Origin of the sequence: Kitasatospora sp. NPDC058444 (assembly GCF_042721415.1) — a bacterium.
GTDB lineage: Bacteria > Actinomycetota > Actinomycetes > Streptomycetales > Streptomycetaceae > Kitasatospora.
This window is the reverse complement of record NZ_JBHXLL010000003.1, coordinates 282,944-301,070: the sequence shown is the minus strand read 5'-3', so window position 1 is coordinate 301,070 and position 18,127 is coordinate 282,944. Positions and strand designations below refer to the sequence as shown.

Sequence of the window (18,127 nt, the reverse complement as noted above, 5' to 3'; positions counted from 1 at the left end):
CGGGCACGCCGCCCGCGGAGGGCGGCGAGGGACGGTGCGGGACTGGGGGCTGCGGGCGACCGCGGTCCGGGACGGGGCCGGGCGACCGCTCGCGCGACAAGTCATACCCGATGGGTGAGGGGGGCATTACCCTCGGTGAGTCCCCGCGCGCCGGGGCATCGTGGCATTCGAGGGGCGCGTGGGCCGGTCGGAGGCGGTTTGGACCTCTTTGGGGCGTACTTGGTGACGATGCTCCGAACGAGTGATCAACGGACGCCCGGGGGTGGTGGTCCGGCGTCATAAGGTCTGGTGCCATGACCTCCCACACCTCTGCGGACACCTTCCCGAGGCAGTACGCGCGGACCCTGCGCTACACCGTCGGCGCGCCCCGCTCCTTCTCCGTCGCGCCGGACGGCTCGCGGGTCGTCTTCCTCCGCTCGCGATCCGGCCGCGACCGGGCCAACCTGCTCTGGACCCTCGACACCGCCACCGGCGAGGAGCGGATCGCCGCCGACCCGGCCGCGCTGCTCGGCGGCGACGAGGAGGACCTCTCGCCCGCCGAGAAGGCCCGCCGCGAGCGCAGCCGCGAGGGCTCGGCCGGCATCGTCGGCTACGCCCTGGACGCGGCCGGGAAGCTGGCCGCCTTCGCGCTCTCCGGCCGCCTGTTCACCGCGGACCTGGCCACCGGCGCCACCGCCGAACTGCCCGCCGAAGGACCGCTGCTGGACCCGCGCCCGTCCCCGGACGGCGCCCACGTCGCGTACGCCAACACCGCCGGCGAGCTGCGGCTGACCCGCACCGACGGCGGCGGCGACCGGGTGCTCGCCGAGCCGGACGGCCCGAACGTCACCTGGGGCCAGGCCGAGTTCATCGCGCAGGAGGAGATGGACCGCGACCGCGGCTTCTGGTGGTCCCCGGACGGCGACCGGCTGCTGGTCGAGCGCGCCGACGACAGCCCGGTGCGCCGCTGGTGGATCGCCGACCCGGCGAACCCGGACCGCGAGCCCGCCGAGGTCGCCTACCCGGCGGCCGGCGGCGCCAACGCCGAGGTCGGCCTCTGGCTGCTCGACCTGCACGGCGGACGCACCGAGGTGGTCTGGGACCGCGAGGCCTACCCGTACCTGGGCCGGGTGCACTGGTCGAAGGGCGGCGTGCCGCTGCTCCTGGTCCAGAGCCGCGACCAGCGCGCCCAGCGGATCCTCGCACTGGACGCCGCCACCGGCGCCACCGAGGTGCTGCACGAGGAGAAGGACGGCGTCTGGCTGGAGCTGTTCCCGGGCGCACCGGCCTGGACCCCGGACGGCAAGCTGGTCCGGATCTCCGACATCGAGGAGGTGGGCGAAGCCCCTCAGAAGGGTGGTGGCGGGCGACGGGAGGGCGTGCGGGCACTGGTGATCGGCGACCGCGCCGTGACCGGGGCCGACCTGCACGTCCGCTCGGTCGTCGCGGTCACCGAGCGGGAGGTGTTCTTCAGCGCCTCCGGCGGTGCCGAGGAGACCGACCCCGAGCCGGGCTGGATCGGCGTCGGCCGGATCAGCCACGACGGCACCCGCCTGGGCTGGGAGTCGGCCAACGGGCGGCCGTTCACCTCCGTCACCAGCGCGGTGCACGGCGGCGGGATCACCGTCCGGGCCACCGCCGAGCCCGACCTGCCCGGCGCCCTGGTCCAGGTCGCCCGGGACCTGCCCGAGGGCCTGGCGGTCGACGACGTCGCCACCATCGCCTCGTACGCCGAGACCCCGGTCATCACCGCCCGCCCGGTCTTCCGCTTCGCCGGCGAGCGCCGCATCCCGGCCGCCGTCTTCCTGCCCACCGGCTACGACCGCGAGCGGGACGGCCTGCTGCCCGTCCTGATGGACCCGTACGGCGGCCCGCACGGCCAGCGCGTCGTCCAGGCGCACAACCCGCACCTCAACTCGCAGTGGTTCGCCGACCAGGGCTTCGCGGTGGTCGTCGCCGACGGGCGCGGCACCCCCGGGCGCGGGCCGGCCTGGGAGAAGTCGATCGCCTTCGACTTCGCCGGGGCCACCCTGGACGACCAGGTGGAGGCCGTGCGGGCGCTCGCCGACGAGTTCCCGCTGGACCTCGACCGGGTGGCCATCCGCGGCTGGTCGTACGGCGGCTACCTCGCCGCGCTCGCCGTGCTGCGCCGCCCGGACGTCTTCCACGCGGCGGTGGCCGGTGCGCCGGTGACCGACTGGGAGCTGTACGACACCCACTACGCCGAGCGCTACCTGGGCGACCCGGCCGAGCGGCCCGAGGTGTACGCCGCCAACTCGCTGAGCGGGTACGCGGCCGGCCTGGAGCGCCCGCTGATGATCATCCACGGGCTGGCGGACGACAACGTGGTGGCCGCCCACACCCTGCGGCTGTCCTCGGCGCTGCTCGCCGCCGGGCGCCCGCACACCGTGCTGCCGCTGTCCGGCGTCACCCACATGACCCCGCAGGAGGAGGTCGCGGAGAACCTGCTGCTGCTCCAGGTCGACTTCGTGAAGCGCTCGCTGGGGCTGTGACGACCGTCTGACCAGCCCCTTCCGGGCCGGTACCCGGTGACACGGGTACCGGCCCGCGGCATGACATCCGTCATGCCGAAGGCACGACGGCGGACACTGCCGCCGCCACCCGCCCGCGCGGGACTCTGAGGTGGTGCGAACAGCACCGACCGTGACACCACGGGCGTGACACCATCAGAGGAGAGGAGCGGGGCGATGGCAACCGAGGTGGCCGCCTTCCGCGGCGTGGGCAAGAGCTACGGGCGGGTGCGCGCCGTGGACGGACTGGACCTCGTGCTCCGGCCGGGCGAGACCGTCGCCCTGCTCGGGCCGAACGGCGCCGGGAAGTCCACCAGCCTGGACCTGCTGCTCGGCCTGCGCGAGCCCGACCGGGGCAGCGTGACCCTGTTCGGCGGCGCCCCGCGGGCGGCGATCGAGGCCGGCCGGGTCGGCGCGATGCTGCAGAGCGGCGGGCTGATGACCGACGTCAAGGTGCGCGAACTGGTGCGGCTGGCCTGTGACGTGCATCCGCGCGGTCGGCCGGTCACGGGGGTGCTGGCCGACGCGGGGATCACCGAACTGGCGGAGCGGCGGGTCGACAAGCTGTCCGGAGGCCAGGAGCAGCGGGTCCGCTTCGCCCTGGCCATCGCCGGCGACAACGACCTGATCGTGCTGGACGAGCCCACCACCGGCATGGACGTCGGCGTGCGGCAGTCGTTCTGGGCGAGCATGCGCGCCCAGGCCGACGCCGGGCGCACGGTGCTGTTCGCCACCCACTACCTGGAGGAGGCCGACTCGATCGCCGACCGCGTCCTGGTGCTGCACCGGGGCCGGCTGATCGCCGACGGCACCTCGGCGGAGATCAAGGCGCGGGCCGGCGCCCGCCGGATCGCCTTCGAACTCCACGACGCGGACGGCGGGTTCGAGGACTCCGTGCTGCGCACCCTGCCGGGGGTGTCCTCGCTGGACGTCACCGCGAGGGTCCCGGGGGCGCGGACGGTGCGGATCCGCACCGCGGACGCCGACGCCACCGTGGCCGGGATCTACCGGGCGGGGCTGTACCCGCGCGGGCTGGAGGTCACCGGCGTGGGCCTGGAGCAGGCCTTCCTGACCATCACCGGCGAGCTGGACCGCGAGGACGGCAACGAGAGCGCCGGCACCGAGACCGGCACCGAGAGCGCCGACGTCGCGGGCACGTACGTCGCGGGCGCGGAGAAGGAGAGCGTGCGATGACCACCCTGATCAGGCTGGAGATCCTGCGGACCCTGCGCAACCGGCGCTACCTGCTCTTCACCATCGCCTACCCGGCGCTGATGTACGTCTTCTTCATCAACGCCTACGGCACCACCGGCCTCGCCGGCGGCCTGCCGGTGAAGACCTACTTCATGGTCTCGATGGCCACCTTCGGCGCGGTCGGCGCGGTGCTGACCGGCAGCGCGCAGCGGATCTCGCTGGAGCGCAAGAGCGGCTGGGTGCGCCAGCTGCGGCTGACCGCGCTGCCCGGCCGGGCGTACACCGTCGGCAAGATCGCGGCGACCGCCGTCACCACGCTGCCGGCGATCCTGGTGGTCTTCGCGGTCGGCGCGAGCCAGGGCGTCTCGCTGAGCGCGCCGCAGTGGCTCGGGCTGGCGGCCGCGCTCTGGCTGGGCAGCTTCGTCTTCGCCGCGCTCGGGGTGGCGCTCGGGTACGCGGCGGCGCCGGACGCGGTGCAGCCGATCGTGATGATCACCTACATGGCGATGGCCCTGCTCGGCGGCACCTGGTTCCCGGTGAGCGGCTCGCTGGAGAGGTTCGCCCGCTTCAACCCGGTGTACCTGTACAACGAGCTGGCCACCTTCACCCGGCCCGGGCACTCCCTGGACACCGTCGCGGTCGCCGGGCTGGCCGCCTTCCTCGTGGTGTTCACCGCCGCCGCGGCGGCCCTGTACCGCCGCGACACCCGCCAGGCATGATGATCGACATGAGCGACGCGCGCCAGGCCCACCGCACCGACGAACAGCCGGAGGTGGGCGTGGCGCGCACGTCCTTCATGAACGTGCCCGGCTCCCCGGTGGAGAGCAGGCGCCAGCTGCTGGTCAAGGTCGCCTGGATGATGCTGTGGATGCTCTACCTGGCCTACCCGGCGGGCGACCTGCTGAACGGCGGCCACACCACGGCCGGGACGGTGCTCGGCTGGTGCTGCCTGGCCGGGTTCATGGCCGCCTACGTGCTGCTGGTGGTCTTCCGCTCGCAGGCCGGGATGCGGCCGCGGGCCTGCCTGGTGATCGTCACGACGATGATCGGGCTCGCCGTCGCCGCCTCGGCCGTCCTCGGCGCCGCGTTCCTGACCCTGTTCATCTACGCCTCGGTCTGCGTCGCGATCATCGTGCCGGCCCGGTACGCGCTGCGCGCCCTGGTCGCCATGGCCCTGCTCACCGCCGCCGTCGGGGTGGGCGTCGGGGCCGGGGTCGACAACGTCTCCACCTTCGCGCTCAGCGCCTTCCTCTCCGGCGTCGCGATGACCGGTCTGCAGCGGCTGGTCGCCACCATGAAGGAGCTGCGCGAGGCCCGGGCCGCGGTCGCCCACCTGGCCGCCTCCGAGGAGCGGCTGCGGCTGGCCCGCGACCTGCACGACCTGCTCGGGCACTCGCTGTCCCTGATCACCCTGAAGAGCGAGCTGGCCGGACGGTTCATGGACGCCGGCAAGGACGAGGCGGCGCGGGCGCAGGTCGCCGACATCGAGCAGGTCGCCCGGCAGTCGCTGATCGACGTCCGGGAGGCGGTGACCGGCTTCCGCCGCCCGACCCTGCCGGTCGAACTGGCCGCCGCCCGTACCGCGCTGGCCGCCGCGCAGGTCCGGCTGGAGGCCGCGCCGGAACTGGTGGACGCCTGGCCGTCGCTGGCCGGCGAGGAGACCGGCGCGCTGGCCTGGGCGCTGCGCGAGGCCGTCACCAACGTGGTCCGGCACGGCGAGGGGGCCACCGTCTGCACCGTGACGGCGGACGAGAGCTGGGAGGCGAGCGGCGAGCGCTACGCCGTCCTGGAGATCACCGACGACGGGCGCGGGCCGGGCAAGTCCCAGCCGGGCAACGGCCTGTCCGGGCTGGAGGAGCGGCTGGCCCTGGTCGGCGGGCGGCTGGAGACCGGGCCGGGGGAGCGGGGGAGGGGCTTTCGGCTGCGGGCCTCGGTGCCCCTGCGGACGGTGTCCGCCGGAGCTTCGAACTCCCGCTAGGCAGGCGGCGGTTCCGGCACGAAGCGGGCGCCGCCCGCTTCCTCCGCGGGGAACCCGGGCGGCCGAAGCGGGACGTCGGTTCGGCCGACGTCCCGTGCGCGAGGAGCGGCGCATTGCCTGCTCCCGGGGCGTGCTGTCAGCGGAGGTCGGCCAGGTCGCGGCGGTAGGCGAGGGCGGGGCGGTCGTCGAGGAGGAACTCGTGGTCGAGCCCGAAGCCGTTGCGCAGCAGGACGGCCTGGGAGGCGGGGTTGTCGACGGTGGTGACGGCGGTGAGGGCGGTCAGGCCGTAGACGGTGGCGGCGAGGCGGCAGGCCTCGGCCACGGCGGCCCTGGCGACGCCCCGGCCGGCGGCGGACTCGGCCACCCGGTAGCCGAGTTCGGCGCCGCCGCCGGCGAGGTCGACCAGGTTGACGCGGCCGACCAGCAGGCCGGCCGCGTCGAGCACCACGTGGAACCGGCAGGTGCCCTCGGCCTGTTCGGCGAGGAGGGCGGCGTGGCGGTCCGCGAAGGCGGCGAAGTAGGCGTCGCCGCGGTCCGGGACGGTGCGGGCGAAGTAGGCGCGGTTGGCGCGTTCGAAGGCCAGCACGGCCTCGGCGTGGTCGGGGCGCAGCGGCTCCAGGGTGATCATCCCGACAGTCTGGCCCGCAGGGCCTCGGTGAACCACTGGAATACCTCCCGCAGGCTCTGCGGTACGGGCCAGCCGTTGACGACCGCCAGCAGGTGCCAGTAGCGCTCGGCGCGCGGGTCGGCGGCGGTCTCCAGGCGGGCGAGGAGCCAGCGGCGCAGGGCCTCGTCGTCGGGGCGGCCGTAGGCCTCGGCGTAGGCGGCGGTGAGGCTGTCGAGGACCGGCTCCGCCTCGGCGGAGGCGGGGTCGGTGCCCGCCGAGACGGCGCCGCCGACCAGCGATCGCACGGCCTCGGTGAGTGCGTGCTGAAGCCCGCCGCGGTCGCCTTCGGCCCGTTCGGCGGCCTGCTGTTCGGCCATCCTCCGCACCGCCGCGCGGAAGTCCGGGTCCTGGACGAGTTCGCCCAGTTCGACCCAGGCCTCGACCTGCTCCGCCCGCGGCTCGTCGGGCAGTTCGGGCATGGCCGAGCGCATCATGGCGACGAACTCCGGGTCGGCGTCCAGGCCGCCGAAGGCCTCGTCGATGAAGTCGTGGACCAGGCGCCGGCGTTCGGCGTCGGAGAGCTTGGCGAGCTTGTGCATCAGTCTCATCTCCTCGGGTGTGGAACCGCGTTGGGCGACGGCGAGCAGCACCGCCCGTCGCAGCCGGAGCGTGCGGATCTGCACCTCCAGCGCCTCGGCGTGCGCGGCGGCGACCTCCCGCAACGGGGCCTCCCGCTCCAGCACCCGGCGGATCGCGGGCAGGTCGAGCCCGAGCTCGCGCAGGGTGCGGACGAGGTCCAGCCGGGCGAGCGCGTGGACGTCGTAGCGCCGGTAGCCGGCGGCGGTGCGGTCGGTGGGCGGCACCAGGCCGGTGTCGGCGTAGAACCGGATGGCCTTGACGGTGAGTCCGGTGCGCCGGGCGAGGTCGCCGATCGAGTAGAGGGGGTCGCTGCCGTCCATGCGGTCCACTGTGGCGTCTCCCCCGGGGGGAGACTCAACCCCGCCCTCTAAGGTCGTGCCATGAACGACACTGACAGCGGGGCCTCGATCCGCGTGCTGCTCGCCGAGGACCAGGGGATGGTCCGGGAGGCGCTGGCCGCGCTGCTCGGGCTGGAGGGGGACATCGACGTCGTCGCGCAGGTCGGCCGCGGGGACGAGGTGGTGGCGGCGGTGCTCGCGAACGACGTGCAGGTCGCCGTGCTGGACATCGAGATGCCGGGGATGACGGGCATCGAGGCGGCCGCCGAGCTGCGCGGCCGGGCGCCCGGGACGAAGGTGGTGATCGCGACGACCTTCGGCCGGCCCGGTTACCTGCGCCGGGCGATGGAGTCGGGCGCGGACGCCTTCCTGGTGAAGGACGCGCCGGCCGCCGAGCTGGCGGAGGCGATCCGCCGGGTGTTGCGCGGCGAGCGGGTGATCGACCCGGCGCTGGCCGCCGCCGCGCTGGCCGAGGGCGCCGACCCGCTGACCCCGCGCGAGCGGGACGTGCTGGGCGCGGCCGCCGACGGCGCGGTGAACGCGGACATCGCCCGGCGGCTGCACCTGTCCGAGGGGACGGTGCGCAACTACCTGTCGATGGCGATCCAGAAGACCGGGGCCCGCAACCGCACCGAGGCGGTCCGGATCGCCCGCGAGAAGGGCTGGCTGTAGCCGGCCGGGTCAGTTGAGCCGGTGCCGGGCGGCCCGGGCCTCCTGGCGGACCTTGGCGGCGGTGTCCGGGTCGAAGGTGTCCAGGATCCGCGCGTAGGCGTCCATCTCCGCCGAGCCGCCGAGGAAGTCCCCGGTGCGGACGAGGAGTTCGGCCCGTTCCAGGCGCAGCTGGGCCGGGTGCCGGGGCAGCAGCAGGGCGAGCTCGGTGGCCCACAGCTGGGTGCGGGCGTGCTCGGGTCGGTCGGCGGCCCAGACCCGGATGTTGCCGAGCACCCGCAGCACGATGTCCAGCGGCTGGGCCGGGGTGAGCATGGCGGGGGTGAACTCCTGCCCGGCGGCGGCGACCAGCCGTTCGACGTCCTCCGGGTCGAGCAGCCGCCCGCCGTGGAAGGGGTCTGCCAGAACGTACTCGTCGCCACCGGCCGGGCCGCCCACCGCGACGATGAAGTGGCCGGGCAGCGCGACGCCGTGGACGGTCAGCCCGGCCCGCCGCCCGACCGCCGTCCACACCAGGGAGAGCATGATCGGCAGTCCGCGCCGCCGCCGCAGCACCTCGGGCAGCAGCGAGGACTCCAGGCGCCGGTAGTCCGACTGCCGCCCGTGGAAGCGCTCCCGCCCGCCGAGCACCGCGGCGAGCAGGGCGGCGGTCTCCTCCGGCCCGGTGGGCGCCCGCTCGGCGACGGCCTGCCGGACGGCCGCCGCGTGCCGTTCCAGCGCGGCCTCGCAGGCGGCGAGCAGCGCGTCCACGCCGGGCGGTTCACCGGGGTCGCCGGGGTCGGGCACCATGCCGTGCTCGGCGGCGGCGAGCAGGCACAGCAGCACCGGGTCGGGGTGCTCGGCGCGGGCGGCGGTCCGGAAGCGGTCTCTGCTCTGCTCGGTCACGGTGACGGCGACGGCTTTCGTACGGCGGACGGACAAGGCGGCGGACGGACAAGGCGGCGGACGAACGGGCGGACGGAGGGCGGGCGGACGGGAGGGCGGACGGACGGGCGAATGCACGGACGGTACGCCCTGGCGGCTACCCCTGGGGAAGAAGCGCGTAGTGGTAAGTGTGACTGGTCGTGAAGCCGAGTCCGTCATAGAGCGCGATCGCCCCCGCGTTCTCCGCCTCGACCTGGAGGTACCCGCCGCTCGCCCCCTCCTCGGCCGCGCGCGAGGCGAGCACCGCCATGACCGCCGTCGCCAGCCCGGCCCGCCGCGCGTACGGCTGGACCTCGATCGCGCCGAAGCAGGCCCAGTCCCCCTCGATGACGCAGCGTCCGATCGCCGCCGGCGGCTGCCCGGGGGCGCCCGGCACGGTGGCGAACCAGACGGAGGGCCCGCCGTGCAGCACCCGCCGGGCCGCCTCCTCCACCGCCGGGTCGTCGCCCACCCGCCGGTACACCGACAGCCACCCGTCGTCCGCGCTCCGCGCGAGCCGCACCCTCTCCGTTCCGGTGCCGGCCCGGGCGAGTCCGGCCAGCGGGGCGGTGCGGACCAGGGTGGGCGCGTACCCGGCCCCGAGCCGGTCGAGTTCGGCGACCAGCGCCGCCGGGGAGCCGGGGGAGATCACCTCGACGAACGCGGGCAGCCCGCGCGCCGCGTACCAGGTCCGGACGGCCGCCAGCGCCTCGGGCAGCGGCAGCCCCGGGTCCCCGAGCGCCTGGACGGAGTTGGCCCGCCGGGTGAACCCGGCCGAGGCACGCAGCGTCCACCCGCCGAGCGGCTCCTGTTCGACGGCCGGCCAGCCGCGCCCCGCGATCCGCTGGAGCTCGACCGGCGCGGTGACCGGCAACGGGGCGCGCCGGGCCGGAAACAGCGGCACGACCTTGCCCGCGACCAGCAACTTCTCCGGCAGGACCACCGGATCGCCGGATCGCGGGACGACCGTCAATCCATGATCGTCCCACGATGTGAGCACGCCGATCGAATCCCGGAACACCGGCCGCTCGTCCACGAACTCCGCAAGGCGCCGGACGGACACACGTCGTCCCACGTCAGAGCGGTCTATCCGGACCTCCGGACGGTCGCCGACCGGGTTGACCGTCGCCATCTGGCCACCTCCTGTGCATTTGCGGTCTCCGACCCGCGATACTAGGGGCGGGCATCGACGACGCCGCGCTCACACCGCGCACGGCAGCAGAACAGAACGGGCCACCAGGCCCTTCCGAGGAGGAACGACAGCGTGACCTACGTCATCGCGCAGCCTTGTGTCGACGTGAAGGACAAGGCGTGCATCGAAGAGTGCCCGGTTGACTGCATCTACGAGGGCGAGCGATCGCTCTACATCCACCCGGATGAGTGTGTCGACTGTGGCGCGTGCGAGCCGGTCTGCCCGGTCGAGGCGATCTTCTACGAGGACGACACTCCGGAGGAGTGGAAGGACTACTACAAGGCGAACGTCGAGTTCTTCGACGACCTTGGTTCGCCCGGTGGCGCCTCGAAGCTGGGCCTGATCGAGCGTGACCACCCGTTCATCGCCGCTCTGCCGCCGCAGAACGCCGACCACTGACGATCGGTGGAAGAACAGCTGTGAGCACCAACAGCACGCGCGCGCCGTTCCCGGGTCACCCGGGGGCGGCGCGTCGCGTTTCGGACAAGCTTCCCGTCTTCCCCTGGGACAAGCTGGAGCCTTACAAGGCGACCGCGCTCGCCCACCCGGGCGGGCTCTGCGACTTCTCCGTCGGCACCCCGGTGGACCCGGTCCCCGAGGTGATCCAGAAGGCGCTGGCCGCGCACACCGACACGCCCGGCTACCCGACCGTCTGGGGCCCGCTGGAGCTGCGCGAGGCGATCGCCGGCTGGCTGCACCGCCGGCTCGGCGCGCGGATCGGCGCGCAGGCCGTGCTGCCGACCGTCGGCTCCAAGGAGCTGGTGGCCTGGCTGCCGACCCAGCTCGGCCTCGGCCCCGGCGACCAGGTCGCCTACCCGCGCCTGGCCTACCCGACCTACGAGGTCGGCGCCCGGCTGTGCGGCGCCGAGCCGGTCGAGTACGACTCGGTGGACGAGCTGGACGGTTCCCGGGTGCGCCTGCTCTGGGTGAACTCGCCGTCCAACCCGACCGGCCGGGTGCTGGGCGCGGACGAGCTGCGCCGCGCCGTCGAGTGGGCCCGGGAGCACCGGGCCCTGCTGGTCAGCGACGAGTGCTACCTGGAGCTGGGCTGGGAGGCCGACCCGGTCTCCGTCCTGCACCCGGACGTCTGCGGCGACGGCCACGAGGGCCTGCTGGCCGTCCACTCGCTCTCCAAGCGCTCCAACCTGGCCGGCTACCGCGCCTCCTTCGTGGCGGGCGACCCGGTGGTGGTCAAGGAGCTGCTGGAGGTGCGCAAGCACGGCGGCATGATCGTGCCGGCGCCGGTCCAGGCGGCCACGGTCGCCGCGCTCGCGGACGACGCGCACGTGGCCGAGCAGCGCGAGCGGTACGCGGCCCGGCGCTCGGCGCTGCGGGCGGCGCTGGAGGCGTACGGCTTCCGGATCGAGCACTCCGAGGCGAGCCTCTACCTGTGGGCGACCCAGGACCGCCCGTGCTGGGAGACGGTGGCCGAACTGGCGGGGCTGGGCATCCTGGTGGCGCCCGGCGACTTCTACGGGCCGGCCGGCGACCGCTTCGTGCGGGTCGCGTTCACGGCGACCGACGAGCGGGTCGCCGCGGCCGTGGAGCGGCTGGGCGCGGCGCGCTGACCGCACCCGCAGGACGGTACGGCGAAGGGGGCCGGTGTCACGGACACCGGCCCCCTTCGGGTTCCTCCGCGCGGACGGCGGTTACAGCGGCAGGCCGTTGAGGTTGCCGCCGTTGAGGCCGCCCAGCAGGCCGCCGAGCGGGCCGAGCGCGCCGGTCAGGCCGGACAGCGGGCTGTTCGAGCCGAGGTCGGCACCGCCGAGGCGGTTGGCCGAGCCGTGCTCGGCCAGGCCGAGGACGTCGGTGGCGGGCAGGTCGGCCGGCAGGGCGCGCTCGACCGAGCCGAGCGGCAGCGCGCGCTGCACCGCGCCCACGGGCAGCGCGTCGGCGACGGCGGTGCCGCCGGGGACGGCGCCGGTGACCGTCTCGGCGCCCGGCAGGGCCTGGGTGACGGAGCCGGTCTGGGTGAGTCCGTCGAGCGGGCCGGTGCCGGCGGTGGCGCTGCGGGTCTCCGCGCTCTTGCCGGTGACGGCCTCGCCGAGCTTGCCGGCCAGGGACGAGGCGACCTTCGGGGTGACCGAGGAGAGCTGGCCGGCCGTCGCCGCGGTCTGGTCGACCGGGGCGGTCAGCGAGCCCGCCTTCTCGTTGGCCTCGGGCAGCTGCTGGGCGACGATGTTCCCGGCGGCGTCGGCGGAGGCCGGTACGCCCGCGGCGACGGTGGCCGCGCCGGTGGAGCCGGCGGCCTGGCCGAGCTGGTGGGTGGTGTGCTGGAGGGTGGAACCGGTGTCGGTGTTGGTCAGCTGGCCCAGCGGTGCCGCGAGGTCGCTCTTGGGCAGCAGGGCGTCCCCGCCCAGGGCGGACGCGGAGCCGGCGGCGAGCAGCGGGGTCGCTCCTGCGGCCACGACGAGCGCGGCCTGGGCGATCCGGCGCGTGAGGGGGTGAGACATGGGGCTCCTCGAAGGGGTCTGGGTCCGTCCCGTCCGCCCAGGGACCGGGCGTGGCCGACCGGGCGGACGACGTTGTTACCGCTTGAGAAGCCAGAAGGTTTCGGCCGGTGCAAGGAAGCTTCCTGACCGACCATCGGATCGTAGGACCGCAAGAGGGTGTCCGCCGGGCCCGGTAGGACGCCGTCGAACCGGCCCCGGCCAAGGGGAGTGACGGTTCTCCAGCCCGGGTCGCCGGAACGGGGGGCCGGTCCACCGGGGTTGACCCGATTCACCCGTCCGGCGGCAACCCGAACGTCTGTGCGTCAGCCCTTGTCGGCCGGGGCCAGAGTGACCTGGACGAGCTTGGTCGAGGTGCCCGAGGTCTGGGTCTGCCAGCCGTCCTCGGACTTGGACTTGCGCCAGATCTTCCCGTCGTAGGCGACCGTCGCGATGCCCAGCTGCTGGGCCTGGGCGACCGCCCAGTGGGCGACCTCCCAGCCGCTCGCCCGCTCGGCGCCCACCCCGCCGTCCGCCCCCGGGTCCGAGGAGGAGGTCAGCGCGGCGGTGGCCGGGTCCGGGGTCAGCGAGACCGCGTTCTCGGCGCCCTTGATGGTCGAGGTGTAGCCGGTCGCCGGGGACACCGTGCGGCCGAACTCCCGGCGCACCCGGTCGGACAGCACCTGGGCCCGGTCCGCGGCCGGAGCGGCGGTGGCGCCCGGGGTCGCACCGGCGGAGGCGGAGGGGGAGTCCGCCGGGTCCGGCTTGGCGTAGTCGTGCACCACGCAGGAGAACGAGGCGGGCTCCCGGCCCGCCAGCGCCGAGGTGAGCAGCGTCGCCTTGGTCTCGTGCTTGGCGTAGGCCTGCGGGTAGCCGCTCTTCTGCACCGTCTGCGCGGCGTCGGTCAGCGGCATCCGGGTGTAGCCGGGGACCTTGACCAGACCGTCCAGGAACTTGTTGGTCGCGTACACCGGGTCCGAGATCTGCGCCGGGGTGCCCCAGCCCATCGACGGCCGCTGCTGGAAGAGGCCGATCGAATCCCGGTCGCCGCCCGCCAGGTTGCGCAGCTTGGACTCCTGCATGGCGGTCGCCAGCGAGATCGTGGTGGCCCGGTCCGGCAGCCCGCGCGAGCGCGCCACCGCGGCGATCGTCGCGGCGTTGGCGGCCTGCGGCAGCTCCAGCGTGCCGCTGCCGGCCGCGGTCTTCACCGAGCACTCCTCGGAGACGCCCGGCTTGAAGCCGAACCACCAGATCCCGACCACGGCCAGACCGGCGACCAGGGCCAGCCCGAGCAGCCCGACGATCACCATCAGCAGGGCGCGCAGCGGCCCGCGGCGGCGAGTGGGCTCCTCTTCGTCGCCCAGCTCCTCGCTGCTCCTTCTCCTGGCCACCGTCGCCCCTCTCGCGCCTGCTCCTTGATCCGACACCGTACCCACTCGGACGGATGTGCGGCGCCCCCCGGTTGCCGAACCGAGCCGGATCCGTGTCCCGGACCACCGCCCGGACCACCGCCCGGACCACCGCCCGGGCGGACCGGGCCGCCGACCGGGCCGCGCACTACGCTGGCGTCCATGAGCAGCCCGAACCCGACGCCCCTGGACCTCACTCTCGACGGCGGCACGCTGACCGCCCGCCTCGTCGACTTCCCCTCGGTGAGCGGCGACGAGCAGGCGCTCGCCGACGCCGTGGAGGCCGCGCTGCGCGGCTACCCGCACCTCACCGTGGACCGCCAAGGCAACAACGTGGTCGCCCGGACGAACCTGGGCCGGGCCGAGCGCGTCGTCCTGGCCGGCCACCTGGACACCGTGCCGATCGCCGACAACGTCCCCTCGTACGTCGAGGGCGACCTGCTCTACGGCTGCGGCACCTCGGACATGAAGTCCGGCGTGGCCGTCCAGCTGCGCCTGGCCGCCACGCTCACCGAGCCCAACCGCGACCTCACCTTCGTCTTCTACGACTGCGAGGAGGTGGAGGCCCACCGCAACGGCCTCGGCCACCTCGCCAAGGACCACCCGCAGTGGCTGGCCGGCGACTTCGCGGTGCTGATGGAGCCCAGCGGCGGCGTGGTCGAGGGCGGCTGCCAGGGCACCCTGCGGGCGCAGGTGCGGCTCACCGGCGTGCGCGCCCACGCGGCCCGCAGCTGGCTCGGCGACAACGCCATCCACCACGCCGCGGAGGTGCTCACCCGGCTCGCGAACTACGAGGCGCGCAAGGTGGAGATCGACGGCCTGGAGTACCGCGAGGGCCTGAACGCCGTCCGGATCGACGGCGGCGTGGCCGGCAACGTGATCCCGGACGAGTGCGTCGTCACGGTCAACTTCCGCTACGCGCCGGACCGCAGCGAGGCCGACGCGGAGAAGCACGTGCGCGAGGTCTTCGACGGCTTCGAGCTGACCGTCACCGACTTCGCCGCGGGCGCCCTGCCCGGACTCTCCCAGCCGGCCGCCCAGGCCTTCCTGGCGGCCACCGGCGGCCAGGCCCGGGCCAAGTTCGGCTGGACCGACGTCGCCCGGTTCAGCGCCCTCGGCGTCCCGGCCGTCAACTACGGCCCCGGGGACCCGAACCTGGCGCACAAGCGCGAGGAGCACTGCTCGCTGAGCGTCATCGCCGAGGTCGAGGAACGGCTGCGCGCCTGGCTGACCAGCTGAGCCGTGCGCGGCGCCGCCCGTACGTCCGGCGGCCGAACGCCATCTTCCGGATGCTCAACCGACCTTCCCCCGTTGCCTGAAAACGGGGGAGGGCGGGCGTAGGGTTTCGTCATGACAGGCACAGGAGACGAGAAGCACTACGGTCACGGCCCCGAGCAGGTCGGGGTGCCGCGGAAGAAGAAGGCCTGGCCCGAGAAGCAGAAGGGCCCGGTGCTGGTGCGCCGGGACCAGGTCGGCACGAGCACCACGGACCAGCGCCTGCTGGACACCACCGGTCCCACCGACTGGCTGCACACCGACCCGTGGCGGGTGCTGCGGATCACCTCCGAGTTCGTCGAGGGCTTCGGCGCGCTCGCCGAACTCCCGCCCGCGATCAGCGTCTTCGGCTCCGCGCGGACCCCGGTCGACTCGCCCGAGTACCAGGCGGGCGTGGACATCGGCCGGGCCCTCGCCGAGGCCGGCTACGCGGTGATCACCGGCGGCGGCCCGGGCGCGATGGAGGCCGCCAACCGCGGCGCCTCGGAGGCCGGCGGCCTCAGCGTCGGGCTCGGCATCGAGCTGCCCTTCGAGCAGGGCCTCAACGAGTTCGTCGACCTCGGACTGAACTTCCGCTACTTCTTCGTCCGCAAGACGATGTTCGTGAAGTACGCGCAGGGTTTCGTGGTCCTCCCCGGCGGCCTCGGCACGCTGGACGAGCTGTTCGAGGCGCTCACCCTGGTGCAGACGAAGAAGGTCACCCGCTTCCCGGTGATCCTCTACGGCAGCGCCTACTGGGGCGGCCTCTACGAGTGGCTGAAGAACACCCTGGTCGAGCAGGGCAAGGCGGCCCCGCACGACCTGGAGCTGTTCCACATCACCGACGAGATCGACGAGGTCATGAAGATCCTCGCCGACGCCCGCCGGCCCGCCGGCGAGATCTGATCCCGGCCGGACGGCGGCGGGGTCACGCCAGCCCCCGGCGGGCGACCGCCGGGGCGCGGGTGCCCCGGATCGAGGCGACCATGTCCAGCACCTGGCGGGTCTCCTCGACCTGGTGCACCCGGTAGACCCGCGCGCCCAGCCAGGCCGAGACCGCGGTGGTGGCCAGGGTGCCGAGCAGCCGCTCGTTCACCGGCTTGTCCAGGGTCTCGCCGACGAAGTCCTTGTTGGAGAGCGAGACCAGCACCGGGAAGCCGGTCGCGGTCATCTCCGGCAGCCGCCGGGTGGCCTCCAGCGAGTGCCGGGTGTTCTTGCCGAAGTCGTGCCCCGGGTCGATGATCACCGCGTCCCGCCGCACGCCCAGCTCCACCGCGCGCTCGGCCAGTCCCACGGTCACCCGCAGGATGTCCGCCATCACGTCCTCGTACCCGATCCGGTGCGGCCGGGTACGGGGCTCGGCGCCGCCGGCGTGGGTGCAGACCAGCCCCGCGTCGTACCGGGCGGCCACCTCGGCGAGCTTCGGGTCCACCCCGCCCCAGGCGTCGTTCAGCAGGTCCGCGCCCACCTCGCAGACCGCCTCGCCGACCTCGTGCCGCCAGGTGTCCACGCTGATCACCGCCTCGGGGTGGCGCTTGCGCAGCTCGGCCACGAAGGGCACGGTGCGCCGCAGCTCCTCCTCGACCGTGACCTCGTCGCCCGGCCCGGCCTTCACCCCGCCGATGTCCAGGATCGCCGCGCCCTCGGCCATCGCCCGGTCGGCGGCGGCGAAGGCGGCCTCGTCGGCGAAGGTCGCGCCCTTGTCGAAGAACGAGTCCGGCGTCCGGTTGACGATCGCCATGATCACCAGCTCGTCGTCACCGAATTCCCGCGGTCCCAGGCGCAGTGCCACCGATGTCTCCTCCACAGCTCCTGCGGGTGCGATGATGGCCCCCGGCCTCACTAAGGGACCATGCTGTCATGATCAGTGTGGTTACCTGCCACCACTTAGCGGACCGGCCGGGAGTTCGGGAGGACAGCTCGTGTTCTGGGTGATCGTGGTCGCCATGGCCGTGGTGGTCGGTGGTGCCGCCCTGGTGGCGCTCGGCGGGGGCGGATCGATGCCGGAGGCGGTACCGGACCGGATCTCCGCGCGACTGCCGCAGGACCGCCCGCTGGGCAAGGCGGACGTGGACGAGCTGCGCCTGCCGATGGCCCTGCGCGGCTACCGGATGGACGAGGTCGACGACGTCCTGGACCGCCTCGGCGCCGAACTCGCCTACCGCGACGCGCGGATCGCCGAGCTGGAGGCCGCCACCCACCTGCGCGGCACGGTCGAGGCGACCACCGCCCCCGACCCGGCGGCCGAACCGCTGCCCGGCCTGGAGGAGTTCGCCCAGGTGGTCGAGCCGGCCGTGGTGCTCGCCAAGCAGCCGGCGGCCGGGGACCGGGCCCCCGAGGACGCGAAGCCGGGGACGGACGCGTGACGGAGCCGGTCGAGGGCGCGGTGCTCGGCGCGGACGGGCTGCGCCGCTGCGGCTGGGGCGACTCCACCGACGACTACCGGGTCTACCACGACACCGAGTGGGGCCGCCCGGTGCACGGCGACGACGCGCTGTTCGAGCGGGTCTGCCTGGAGGCCTTCCAGTCCGGCCTGTCCTGGCTGACCATCCTGCGCCGCCGCGAGGGCTTCCGGGCCGCGTTCGCGGGCTTCGAGATCGCCAGGGTCGCCGAGTTCGGCGAGGCGGACAAGGAGCGGCTGCTCGCCGACGCCGGCATCATCCGCAACCGGGCCAAGATCGAGGCGGCGATCGCCAACGCGCGGGTCGCCCGCGGTCTGGAGGGCGGCCTGGACGCGCTGATCTGGCGGTTCGCCGCCGATCCGGACCGGCCGGCCCCCCGCACGATGAGCGAGGTGCCGGCCGTCACGCCGGAGTCGACGGCGCTGGCGAAGGAGCTGAAGAAGGCGGGCTTCCGCTTCGTCGGCCCGACCACCGCCTACGCCCTGATGCAGGCCTGCGGACTGGTCGACGACCACCTGGCGGACTGCCACGTCCGCACCGGCGCCAAGGGCTGACCGCCGGCGCCGAAGGCATCCGACGGCCCGCCCCCGACCGCCCGCGGGC

Annotated in this window: 18 protein-coding genes; 11 read left to right on the top strand and 7 right to left on the bottom strand. The window is 74.3% G+C overall.

The features are described from left to right. The first annotated feature begins 293 nt into the window (after positions 1-293). The 4 genes from ACFWP2_RS05880 to ACFWP2_RS05865 all read left to right on the top strand — a co-directional run bounded on the left by ACFWP2_RS05880 (position 294) and on the right by ACFWP2_RS05865 (position 5,682). Positions 294-2,492, top strand: coding sequence for a prolyl oligopeptidase family serine peptidase (locus ACFWP2_RS05880; protein WP_380448699.1), 2,199 nt, complete (start codon positions 294-296; stop codon positions 2,490-2,492). A 195-nt stretch (positions 2,493-2,687) separates the two neighbouring features. After that, on the top strand, positions 2,688-3,704 hold the full coding sequence (locus ACFWP2_RS05875) for an ABC transporter ATP-binding protein (RefSeq protein WP_380448697.1): 1,017 nt from the start codon (positions 2,688-2,690) through the stop codon (positions 3,702-3,704). Continuing rightward, positions 3,701-4,423, top strand: a complete 723-nt coding sequence (locus ACFWP2_RS05870) for an ABC transporter permease (protein ID WP_380448695.1) — start codon at positions 3,701-3,703, stop codon at positions 4,421-4,423. Before ACFWP2_RS05875 ends, ACFWP2_RS05870 begins: the two co-directional genes overlap by 4 nt. Positions 4,424-4,431: 8 nt before the next feature. Then, on the top strand, positions 4,432-5,682 hold the full coding sequence (locus ACFWP2_RS05865) for a sensor histidine kinase (RefSeq protein ID WP_380448691.1): 1,251 nt from the start codon (positions 4,432-4,434) through the stop codon (positions 5,680-5,682). Positions 5,683-5,818: 136 nt separating this feature from the next. On the opposite strand, the gene ACFWP2_RS05860 is transcribed toward ACFWP2_RS05865, so the two are convergent. Together ACFWP2_RS05860 and ACFWP2_RS05855 are read right to left on the bottom strand one after the other, a co-directional pair. Next, complete coding sequence (locus tag ACFWP2_RS05860; protein ID WP_380448688.1) at positions 5,819-6,310, bottom strand: GNAT family N-acetyltransferase; 492 nt, start codon at positions 6,308-6,310, stop codon at positions 5,819-5,821. Then, the gene (locus ACFWP2_RS05855; RefSeq protein WP_380448685.1) at positions 6,307-7,248 is read right to left on the bottom strand and encodes a MerR family transcriptional regulator; all 942 of its coding nucleotides are present in this window, start codon (positions 7,246-7,248) and stop codon (positions 6,307-6,309) included. Before ACFWP2_RS05855 ends, ACFWP2_RS05860 begins: the two co-directional genes overlap by 4 nt. A gap of 60 nt (positions 7,249-7,308) precedes the next feature. Here ACFWP2_RS05855 and ACFWP2_RS05850 point away from each other — a divergent pair, with 60 nt between their 5' ends. Then, a complete protein-coding gene (locus ACFWP2_RS05850) occupies positions 7,309-7,938 on the top strand; it encodes a response regulator (protein WP_380448683.1) in 630 nt (209 codons plus the stop codon). 9 nt (positions 7,939-7,947) lie between these two features. Here ACFWP2_RS05850 and ACFWP2_RS05845 read toward each other — a convergent pair whose 3' ends face one another. Both ACFWP2_RS05845 and ACFWP2_RS05840 read right to left on the bottom strand, forming a co-directional pair. Continuing rightward, positions 7,948-8,856, bottom strand: a complete 909-nt coding sequence (locus ACFWP2_RS05845; RefSeq protein WP_380448681.1) for a transglutaminase family protein — start codon at positions 8,854-8,856, stop codon at positions 7,948-7,950. Positions 8,857-8,956: 100 nt separating this feature from the next. Continuing rightward, positions 8,957-9,811: a GNAT family N-acetyltransferase gene (locus tag ACFWP2_RS05840; RefSeq protein WP_380448678.1), complete on the bottom strand. Its 855-nt coding sequence runs from the start codon at positions 9,809-9,811 to the stop codon at positions 8,957-8,959. 291 nt (positions 9,812-10,102) lie between these two features. Between ACFWP2_RS05840 and fdxA the strand changes: the two genes are divergently transcribed. Together fdxA and dapC are read left to right on the top strand one after the other, a co-directional pair. Next, positions 10,103-10,429, top strand: coding sequence for a ferredoxin (gene fdxA, locus ACFWP2_RS05835; protein ID WP_030061559.1), 327 nt, complete (start codon positions 10,103-10,105; stop codon positions 10,427-10,429). Between the two features lie 20 nt (positions 10,430-10,449). Next, positions 10,450-11,598 (top strand): succinyldiaminopimelate transaminase, encoded by a 1,149-nt coding sequence (dapC, locus tag ACFWP2_RS05830; protein WP_380448675.1) that lies wholly within the window; start codon positions 10,450-10,452, stop codon positions 11,596-11,598. An 81-nt stretch (positions 11,599-11,679) separates the two neighbouring features. Here the strand turns inward: dapC and ACFWP2_RS05825 are convergent, their stop codons facing one another. Both ACFWP2_RS05825 and ACFWP2_RS05820 read right to left on the bottom strand, forming a co-directional pair. After that, on the bottom strand, positions 11,680-12,483 hold the full coding sequence (locus ACFWP2_RS05825) for a hypothetical protein (RefSeq protein WP_380448673.1): 804 nt from the start codon (positions 12,481-12,483) through the stop codon (positions 11,680-11,682). A gap of 302 nt (positions 12,484-12,785) precedes the next feature. Then, a complete protein-coding gene (locus ACFWP2_RS05820; protein WP_380448671.1) occupies positions 12,786-13,850 on the bottom strand; it encodes a hypothetical protein in 1,065 nt (354 codons plus the stop codon). Between the two features lie 180 nt (positions 13,851-14,030). On the opposite strand from ACFWP2_RS05820, the gene dapE reads away from it, so the two are divergent. Both dapE and ACFWP2_RS05810 read left to right on the top strand, forming a co-directional pair. Continuing rightward, positions 14,031-15,107 (top strand): succinyl-diaminopimelate desuccinylase, encoded by a 1,077-nt coding sequence (dapE, locus tag ACFWP2_RS05815; protein ID WP_380448668.1) that lies wholly within the window; start codon positions 14,031-14,033, stop codon positions 15,105-15,107. Between the two features lie 111 nt (positions 15,108-15,218). Further along, positions 15,219-16,028, top strand: coding sequence for a TIGR00730 family Rossman fold protein (locus ACFWP2_RS05810; protein ID WP_380448664.1), 810 nt, complete (start codon positions 15,219-15,221; stop codon positions 16,026-16,028). Positions 16,029-16,050: 22 nt separating this feature from the next. Here the strand turns inward: ACFWP2_RS05810 and folP are convergent, their stop codons facing one another. After that, positions 16,051-16,863 carry a dihydropteroate synthase gene (gene folP, locus ACFWP2_RS05805; protein ID WP_360353529.1) on the bottom strand — a complete coding sequence of 271 codons (813 nt, stop codon included), beginning with the start codon at positions 16,861-16,863 and terminating at the stop codon, positions 16,051-16,053. Between the two features lie 181 nt (positions 16,864-17,044). Between folP and ACFWP2_RS05800 the strand changes: the two genes are divergently transcribed. Both ACFWP2_RS05800 and ACFWP2_RS05795 read left to right on the top strand, forming a co-directional pair. Beyond that, on the top strand, positions 17,045-17,488 hold the full coding sequence (locus tag ACFWP2_RS05800; protein WP_380448662.1) for a DivIVA domain-containing protein: 444 nt from the start codon (positions 17,045-17,047) through the stop codon (positions 17,486-17,488). Beyond that, entirely contained in the window at positions 17,485-18,078 is a 594-nt protein-coding gene (locus ACFWP2_RS05795; RefSeq protein ID WP_380448660.1) for a DNA-3-methyladenine glycosylase I, read from the top strand. Before ACFWP2_RS05800 ends, ACFWP2_RS05795 begins: the two co-directional genes overlap by 4 nt. Positions 18,079-18,127 lie beyond the last annotated feature (49 nt).